Annotated in this window: 7 protein-coding genes; 5 read left to right on the plus strand and 2 right to left on the minus strand. The window is 73.1% G+C overall.

What is annotated here, in order from left to right; translation table 11 throughout:
- Positions 1-36: 36 nt before the first annotated feature.
- Positions 37-960 carry a JmjC domain-containing protein gene (locus ACIQOV_RS14875; protein ID WP_401048648.1) on the minus strand — a complete coding sequence of 308 codons (924 nt, stop codon included), beginning with the start codon at positions 958-960 and terminating at the stop codon, positions 37-39.
- 201 nt (positions 961-1,161) lie between these two features.
- Here ACIQOV_RS14875 and ACIQOV_RS14880 point away from each other — a divergent pair, with 201 nt between their 5' ends.
- From ACIQOV_RS14880 to ACIQOV_RS14890, 3 genes are all read left to right on the plus strand, one after another.
- On the plus strand, positions 1,162-3,129 hold the full coding sequence (locus ACIQOV_RS14880) for a M13 family metallopeptidase (RefSeq protein WP_401048650.1): 1,968 nt from the start codon (positions 1,162-1,164) through the stop codon (positions 3,127-3,129).
- A gap of 135 nt (positions 3,130-3,264) precedes the next feature.
- Positions 3,265-3,936: a thiamine pyrophosphate-dependent enzyme gene (locus ACIQOV_RS14885; protein WP_401048652.1), complete on the plus strand. Its 672-nt coding sequence runs from the start codon at positions 3,265-3,267 to the stop codon at positions 3,934-3,936.
- 116 nt (positions 3,937-4,052) lie between these two features.
- A complete protein-coding gene (locus tag ACIQOV_RS14890; protein ID WP_401048653.1) occupies positions 4,053-4,970 on the plus strand; it encodes a transketolase family protein in 918 nt (305 codons plus the stop codon).
- Positions 4,971-5,041: 71 nt separating this feature from the next.
- Here ACIQOV_RS14890 and ACIQOV_RS14895 read toward each other — a convergent pair whose 3' ends face one another.
- Positions 5,042-6,295, minus strand: a complete 1,254-nt coding sequence (locus tag ACIQOV_RS14895) for an MFS transporter (protein WP_401048654.1) — start codon at positions 6,293-6,295, stop codon at positions 5,042-5,044.
- A gap of 550 nt (positions 6,296-6,845) precedes the next feature.
- Here ACIQOV_RS14895 and ACIQOV_RS14900 point away from each other — a divergent pair.
- Together ACIQOV_RS14900 and ACIQOV_RS14905 are read left to right on the plus strand one after the other, a co-directional pair.
- Entirely contained in the window at positions 6,846-7,703 is an 858-nt protein-coding gene (locus ACIQOV_RS14900; protein WP_401048656.1) for a JmjC domain-containing protein, read from the plus strand.
- Positions 7,700-8,604: hypothetical protein (locus tag ACIQOV_RS14905; RefSeq protein ID WP_401048658.1), on the plus strand; the 905-nt coding region annotated here is incomplete at its 3' end. The genes ACIQOV_RS14900 and ACIQOV_RS14905, both read left to right, overlap by 4 nt.

Below are 8,604 nucleotides of genomic sequence, written 5' to 3' on the forward strand. Positions count from 1 at the left end.
CCCGGTGCTCAGTGCCGTGCGGCCCGGCCCGCCGCGCTACACCCCGTCGCCGCCGGTGGCCCAGGTGCCCGTCGGCGCGTCGGGCGGTACGAGGCCGAGCGCCGTGCTGACCCGGTCGGCCGGCGCCTCGGCGCCCTCGGCGTTGCGGGCCAGCAGGGTGCGGGCCAGTTCCCCGGCGTCGACGCCCACCAGGGCGGCGCGGAGGCGTGCGGCCAGCCGGTCGACTTCGCGTTCCAGTACCTGCTGTGCGCCATCCGCCGGCAGCGGGGGCAGCGTCTCGCCGTCCACCTGCCGCATCAGGCCCTCGGTGATCGCGGTGACGACGTCGGTGAGCGGAAGCGGGTTGACGGCCAGTGTCAGATGGACGCTGGGTGAGCCGGGCAGCGCGACGCCCGCGTGGAGCCAGCCCGCCGGCAGCCACAGCACGTCCAGCGGCCGCAGGAGCACCTCTTCCACCGGCGCGTCGGCCGAGGGCCGCACCTGCCAGCGCTTGGCGCCCGCGAGCTGGACGAGGAACGCGCTGTAGGGGTCGGTGTGTTCGGCGAAACCCTGGGCGGCGTCCGGCGTCAGGTAGGCGTTGACGAAGACCCGGGCGCCCAGCTCGCGCGCGAGCGAGCGGGCGAGTCTGCCCGCCGGCGGGTGGAACCGCTGGATTCCCTGGAGGACCAGGGTCGATCCCCGGCCCAGCTGCCGGGCGATCCCTTCGGGGTCGGCGAGTTGCCCGACGGTCGAGGTCGTTTCGGAGCCGGACGCCAGCGTGTAGTGACGGGGGTTGACCAATCTTCCGTCCCGCGCCATCCGGAACGCCGGCATCCGCAACCCGCGGTCGGCGACGAGCTCGTCCACGTCGTCCGGGGACAGCACCGCGCGCACCGCCTCGTGCGCCGTCGCCGTCATGGCACGGGCCGGCCAGCCGTCGGAGAACTCGCCGACAGAGAAGCCCAGTTCACGCAGCCTCACAGGGCCTCCCGCCCGTTCGTCACCACACGGCTTGCGATCCGTCAGGCATCGTAGGCGACCGCACGACGCCGGGACACACCCCGTTCCGGACCGATTCGCGCACACCCGCGGGAGGCGTCGTCGCATCGTTCCGCCACCTGTTCCGACACCGCACAGTCTGGATACGGTCTGACGGGCAGTCACGACACGGGAGGATCTGCGATGCGCGAAGCGGTCTCGAGGAACGTCGACCTCTCCTGGGGACGTCCGGAGGTGCGGCCGCAGGACGACCTCTTCCGTCACGTCAACGGCCGCTGGCTCGACGAGTCCGTCATTCCCGAGGACCGCGCCGTCGCCGGATCGCTCGCCGACCTGCGCGACGGCGCCGAGCTGCACCTGCGGGAGATCGTGGAGCGGGCAGCGGCCGGGGACACGCCGGAGGGCAGCGACGAGCGCCGCATCGGCGACCTGTACGCCGCTTTCCTCGACGAGCAGCGGGTCGAGGAGCTCGGCGCGGCACCCCTGCGGCCGGCCCTCGATCTGATCGCCGCCGCCGACTCCGGCCCGGCCCTCGCCCGGGTCCTGGGGCAGTTGCAGCGCCGCGGGGCGACCGGCCTCTTCACCGCGTACGTGGACACCGACGCGCACCGGCCCGACCGCTGTCTCGTCCACCTCCACCAGGCCGGGCTCGGCCTGCCGGACGAGTCGTACTACCGGGAGGAGTCCTCGGTCTCCGTCCGCGCCGCCTACCGCGCGCACATCGAGACGATGCTGAAGCTCACCGGTGCGACCGATCCGGCCGGCACCGCCGGACGCGTCGTCGCGCTGGAGACACGGATCGCCTCGGCGCACTGGGACCGGGTGAAGGCCCGCGACGAGGTGCGCGCCTACACCCTCCTCGACCGTTCCGGCCTGGACGCCCTGGCCCCGGCCTTCGACTGGGACGCCTGGCGGGAAGGGATCGGGGCGCCCGCTTCGGCGCTCGCCGAAGTCGTGGTCCGGCAGCCCGGCTTCCTCGAAGAGCTCTCCACGCTCTGGGCGCGGACGCCGGTCGCGTGCCGGCAGGCGTGGCTGTCCTGGCAGCTGGTCCGTACGACCGCGCCGCTGTTGAGCAGCGCCTTCGCCGAGGAGCACTTCGCCTTCTACGGGACCGCCCTGACCGGCGTTCCCGAGCAGCGCGAGCGGTGGCAGCGCGGGTTGGACCTGGTCGAGTCCGGACTCGGCTACGCGCTGGGCCGCCTCTACGTCGCCGAGCACTTCCCGCCGCGCTCCAAGGAGCTGGTGCTCGAACTCATCGGCAACCTCGTGGCCGCGCACCGGCACGGCATCCGGGCCCTGCCCTGGATGAGGCCGGAAACCAAGGACCGCGCCCTGGAGAAGCTGGACGCCTTCACGTCGATGATCGGATACCCCGACCGCTGGCGCGACTACAGTGCCCTGACGGTGCGCCGCGACGACCCGGTCGGCAACGCGCAGCGCGCCGCGGCCTTCGAGTTCGACCGGGAACTGGCCGGACTCGGCGCCCCGGCGGACCGCGACGAGTGGTCCAAGACCCCGCAGACGGTCAACGCGTACTACAGCGCCGGGATGAACCAGATCGTCTTCCCGGCCGCGATCCTCCAGCCCCCGTTCTTCGACCCCGAGGCCGACGCGGCCGTGAACTACGGGGCCATCGGAGCCGTCATAGGCCACGAGATAGGCCACGGCTTCGACGACCAGGGCTCGAAGTACGACGGCACCGGCGCCCTCCGGGAGTGGTGGACCGAGGCCGACCGCGCCGCCTTCGACGAGCGGGCCGCCGCGCTGATCGCGCAGTTCGACGCGCTGGAGCCGGAGCAGGCGCCCGGGCAGCACGTCAACGGCGCGCTGACGGTCGGCGAGAACATCGGCGACATCGGCGGCTTGACCATGGCCTACCGCGCCTACCTCCGGTCGCTCGACGGTGCCGAACCACCGGTCGTCGACGGCCTCACCGGCGCACAGCGGTTCTTCCTCAGCTGGGCGCGCGTCTGGCGGTTCAAGGCCCGCGATGCCGAGGTCCGACGGAGGCTGGTGGTCGATTCGCACTCCCCGGCGGAGTTCCGCTGCAACGCCGCCGTGCGCAACCTCGCGGAGTTCCACGAGGCCTTCGGTGTCCGCGAGGGCGACGGGATGTGGCGGGACCCGGCCGACCGGGTACGCATCTGGTAACCGGGCACCCGCCCCCTCGCCCGCCTGCCCGCCTGCCCGCCGGGACGCCGGGACGCCGAAACGCCACGGTGTCCCCGACCGCTCGACCATGCCACCTCACCGCCCGCCCCACACACGTCTGGAGACCCCGCTGCGATGACCACGGCAACCTTCGAAGACCTGCGCGAGCTGATGGCGATGATGGTGGGCGACGAGAAGCACCGGGAGGCGGCGATCTCCACCGTCGACGCCCTGTGGGTCCTGTACGACCGCGTCCTGCGCGTCACCCCCGAGATGGCCGAGGACCGGGACCGGTTCTTCCTCTCCAAGGGCCACGGCCCCATGGCCTACTACGCGGTGCTGGCCGCGAGGGGCTTCATCGACCCCGCCGAGCTGCGCCGGTTCGGCACCTTCCGCTCCCCGCTCGGCATGCACCCGGACCGGTCCCTCGTGCCCGGCGTCGAGATATCCAGCGGCTCGCTCGGCCACGGGCTGCCGCTGGCCGTGGGCACGGCGCTGGGGCTGCGCGCCCGCGGCATTCCGTCCGACGTGTGGGTCCTCATCGGCGACGGCGAGCTGGACGAGGGCTCCAACCATGAGGCGATCGCCTACGCGGGCCGCGTCGGCCTGGAGCGGCTCCACGTGATCGTGGTCGACAACCATTCCGCGAGCCACGGCTGGCCGGGCGGCATGGAGAAGCGTTTCGAGGTCGAGGGCTGGTCGGCGGTACGGGCGGACGGCCGGGACCACGACGAGCTGGAGGCGGCCTTCCGCGCCCCGCACCCCGGCGCTCCACGGCTCGTGGTGGCCGACACCGGGGTGCGGTGACACCGGAGCGCGGTGACACCCGTTCCGCACCGCACCGCACCGCGGCCGTCGCCGCCCCGAGCCGGCCGACCCCGCCACGGCCGACCCACCCCGTCGTGAACCCAAGGAGGACCCCCATGGCCGGAATCATGCGTGAGCGCTTCGTCGAGGTGTCCACGCGGCTGCTGGACAGCCACGAGCGGTTGGCGGTGCTGACCGCCGACCTGACGTCAGCCCTCTTCGACGGCGCCCGCGAGCGCCACCCGCACCGGGTGCTGAACTTCGGCATCCGTGAACAACTCCTGATCAGCGCCGCCGGCGGCCTCGCGCTCGCCGGGATGCGGCCGATCGCGCACAGCTTCGCGCCGTTCCTGGTCGAGCGGCCCTTCGAGCAGATCAAGCTGGACCTCAACCACCAGGGAGTCGGGGCGGTGCTGGTCAGCGCCGGGGCCTCCTACGACATCGCGAACAGCGGACGCACCCACCAGTCGCCCGGTGACGTCGCGCTGCTGTCGACGCTGCCCGACTGGACGATCGACGTCCCCGGCCACGCCGACGAGGCCGAGGCGCAGTTACGGGAGGCGGCCGACGGCGACGGGTTGGTCTACCTGCGTCTGTCGAACCAGTCCAACGCGCACGCCCACGGCATCGTCGACGGCCGTCCGCACCGCGGCTTGGGCAGGTTGCGGCACGGCACGAGGGCCGTCGTCATCGCCGTCGGCCCGCTGGCCGACGCGGTTCTGGCCGCGACCGAGGGGCTGGACGTCACCGTGCTGTACGCGTCCACCGTCCGGCCCTTCGACGCCGTCGCGCTGCGGGCGGCCGTCGCGGACCAGCGGGAGCCGGCCGTCGTCCTGGTCGAGCCGTACCTCGCCGGCACCTCGGTCCCGGAGGTCGTGGACGCGCTGGGCGACCTGTCGCACCGGGTGCTCGGACTCGGCGTCGGCCGTGACGAGTTGCGCAACTACGGCTCGCCCCGCCAGCACGCCATCGCCCACGGTCTGGACAGCGCCGGACTGCGCCGCGCCGTCGTCGGGTTCCTCGGCGAGAAGTAGCACCCGCTGCGGCCCGGCCCGGGCTGCCACGGCAGCCCGGGCCGGGGCGCTCCGCCGCGCGGTCGTCCTGGTCAGTCCCGGCCGCGCAGCGCGGGCGTGAGCACCGGCGGCAGGGACAGCACGATCAGGGCGAAGACGGCCCACAGGGCGGCGCGGGTGCCGGCCCACTGGGCGAGCGCGCCGCCGAGCAGGCCGCCCAGTGGCATGGCGCCCCAGGTCAGTACGCGCATCGAGGCGTTCATCCGGCCGAGCAGCTCGGGCGGGCAGACGCCTTGGCGGTAGCTCAGCTGGGCGACGTTGCGCAGGGAGATGCCGACGGCGAAGACGAACGAGCCCACCGGGTAGAGCAGGATGAGCCAGCCGTGGCCGGTGAAGGGCAGCAGCAGGACGAAGGGCACGATGGCCAGGCTCGGCACCCAGATGGTGCGGGCGGTCCCGAGCCTGCGGATCACCGGCCGCGCGGCCAGACTGCCCACGAATCCGCCGATGCCGTCCCCGACCAGCAGCAGGCCGTAGAGCCCCGGACTCATCCCCAAGTCCCGGACGAGCAGGATCGGTTGGACGGCCAGCAGTGCGGTGGTCGCCAGGCACAGCAGCACGCCGCTGGAGACGAGCACGCGCAGCACCGGGTGGTGGAGGACGTAGCGCAGTCCCACGGCGATCTGCTGGCGCAGCGAGCCGTGCGCCGTCTGCTCCGGCTGCGGCTCGGAACGCCGGATCGCGCCGATGGAGGCGGCGGAGACGAGGAAGCTGACCGCGTCCACCATGAGGGCGCCGACCGGTCCGGCCGCCTGGACCAGCCAGCCGCAGACCGCCGGGCCGCTGAACTCGGCGCCCCGGTTGGCCGTCTGCAGCACCGCGTTGCCCTCCGTCAGCCGGTCGCGTCCGACCAGGAACGGCAGGTACGACAGGTGGGCGACGTCGAAGAACACCGTGGCCGTGCCGGCCAGCACCGCCACCGCGTACAACTGGGCCAGCGTGAGGACGCCGAACGCGTAGGCCAGCGGTATCGAGGCCAGCAGGGCGAATCGCAGCAGGTCGGCCGCGACGAGCACCGGTCGGCGCCGCATCCGGTCCACCCACGCCCCGGCCGGCAGGCCGGCCACGGCGACCGGGATGGTGGAGGCCGCCGTGAGCAGGCCCATCTGGAAGGCCGAGGCGTGAAAGGTGCTCAGGGCCACCAGCGGTATCGCCAGCATGGTGACCTGGCTGCCGAACTGGCTGACGGTGTCGCCGGTGAGCAGCAGTTGGAAGCCCCGGTGGGCGCGCAGCAGGGATCGGGCCGGCGCGGCGGCTGTCGCGGGAGGCTTGGACGAGGTGGTCATGACAGGGGTCTCCCCACGGATCGGGCCGTCGTGCGGGTGTGTCGGGGCGCGCGAAGAGCCTCCGGCAGACCGGCGAGGGCCCTTTCGCGCCCCGAGCGTAGAGCATGTGCGGCGGGCTCCCGGCGGTTTCCGGACCACCCGGCGCCGCGGACGGGAGGCCCCCGGGAGCCTCCTCGAACGTGACGTCTCACGACCCGACGAACCGGATCCTCCCGTCGGGCACGCGGGGTTGACCGTCGACAGGGATCGGCCTTACGTTTTTAGTGACTGACCGTCAATTCATATGGGAAGACGGGGAATCAGTCACTCGCGACGAGACGAGGAGATCATTGTGAGCATCGACACCCTGATCACGCCCACCGAGGACGAGCTGCGCGCCGCGGCGATCGACGAGCTCGACGAGTTCGACGGCGACGCTCCGATGCTCATGCAGAACATCGACTTCGCCTGACAGTCGCGCACATCCACGACGTGACCGACGGTTGGGCGGCCGGTGCCACCCAACCGTCGGCCACGGTGTCAACTCGTGACGGGAGAGCCACCGGTGCCGGTGAGCACGCTGACTGATCTGCTGGAGGACGGCAGCGACCTGCGCACGGCGTACCACGGGAGTGAAACCCTGGTCCTGCGCGCCGCGGTCGCCCTCGACGGGCTGCCGCGCATCAGCGACATCCTCGCGCTGATCGACGGCAGCCTGCTGCGCCGCCCCTACTTCTCCGTCCTCCAGGAGGGCCTGGCGCCCTCCGACAGCGAGGTCCTGGCGACCCGCGAGGTCGCCGGCAGCCGCGTCGACGGGTTCATCGATCCCGTCGGAGTGGGCCGACAACTCGCGGACGGCGCCACCCTCAAGCTCAACCAGGTCGAGGACTGGCACCCCTTCCTCCGGGACGTCAACGACGCGCTCAACGCGGTCTTCCCCGCCGAGTCGAAGGCGTTCCTCTTCTACACGCCGGCGGGCAAGCGCGGCATGCTCCCGCACCGCGACGGCTCCCGCGTCGTCGCCGTCCAGCTCGAAGGCGCCAAGGAATGGCACCTGTACGACGCGCCCCCGGAGGCCAGTGCCGGGCTGGATGTGGACACCTCCGAGGAGCAGGTCGTCGTCCTCGAACCCGGCGACCTCCTCTACCTGCCGCACGGCACCGGGCACGCCGCCACCGCGATCGACCGCGCCTCCCTGCACGTGACCTTCACGCTCACCGAGCCCTCGCCGTCGGCACTGGTGCAGGCGTACATCGACGCGTGGATCGCCTCCGGCCGCCCCGCCGGGGCCGGCCGTGACGCCACCTCAGCGCTCGCCCGGGCCGCCGCGCTGCTGGCCGACCTCAAGGACTTCGCCTCCGGCGTCGACAGCGCCACGCTCGTCGACCGGGCCCTCACCACCGCACGCCTGCGGGACGGATCACGATGACGCGGACCGAACCCCACGCCGACGTCGACACCGGCCTCGCCGGCTGGCTCGCCGAACGCCGCGACGGCCCGACCGCCCGCACGGCCCTGTCCGACGGCACGGGCCTGTTCGGCGGCATCGCGCTGTCCGACGGCATGGCGCTGCCGACCGCCGCCGACGTGCTCGGCACGATCGACTGCGGCCTGCTCGCCCACCCCTACCTGGAGGTCTACCGGGGCGGCGCCCGGCTGCCGGCCACCGAGGTCTTCACGGCTCGCAGGGTCCAGAACCACAAGGTCACCGGCTTCGTCCACCACCGCAACGTCACCGGGCAGTACCGGGCCGGCGCCGTCCTGCGGCTGCCGTCCGTCACCGACTGGCTGGCATCCGCACGACCTGCCCTCGAAACCGTCCGCGCGGTGCTCGGCCGGCACATCGAGGCGACCGCCTACCTCGCGGCGGCCGGATCCCCGGTGGCGTACGCCGAGGCGACCGTGGACGCCGTCGTCCTCGTGTGCTCCGGCAGCGTCGCCTGGCACGCCGGCGAGGCGGACTCCGCGCCGCTGGAGGCCGCGGCCCGCACCGCCGTGTACGTTCCGGCCGGCACCACCCGAGGCGCCCTCGCCGGCGACAGCGGGGACTGCCTGCTGCTCGTCCTCGCCGAACGGCCGCCGGCCACGGCCGAGATCGTCAAGGCCCTGCGGCGGGCCGGCTCCGCCCACGTGGAGCAGCAGGAGACCCACCGGAGCCACCACCTGATGCCCGTCGACCGGAAAGCGGACTGGGTGCTCGGCGAACTCGCCGGACACTTCGCCGCCATGGACCCGGCTCCCTTCCCGCGCCACCGCCCGACGAAACGGCGCACCCGGCGAACCGGCGCGTCCGGCTCCTGTCGAGGCCGCCGCCCGCCCGCCCGTCCGAC

The sequence above is a fragment of the Kitasatospora sp. NPDC091257 genome, assembly GCF_044757675.1.
Taxonomy (GTDB): Bacteria; Actinomycetota; Actinomycetes; order Streptomycetales; family Streptomycetaceae; genus Kitasatospora; species Kitasatospora lactacystinica.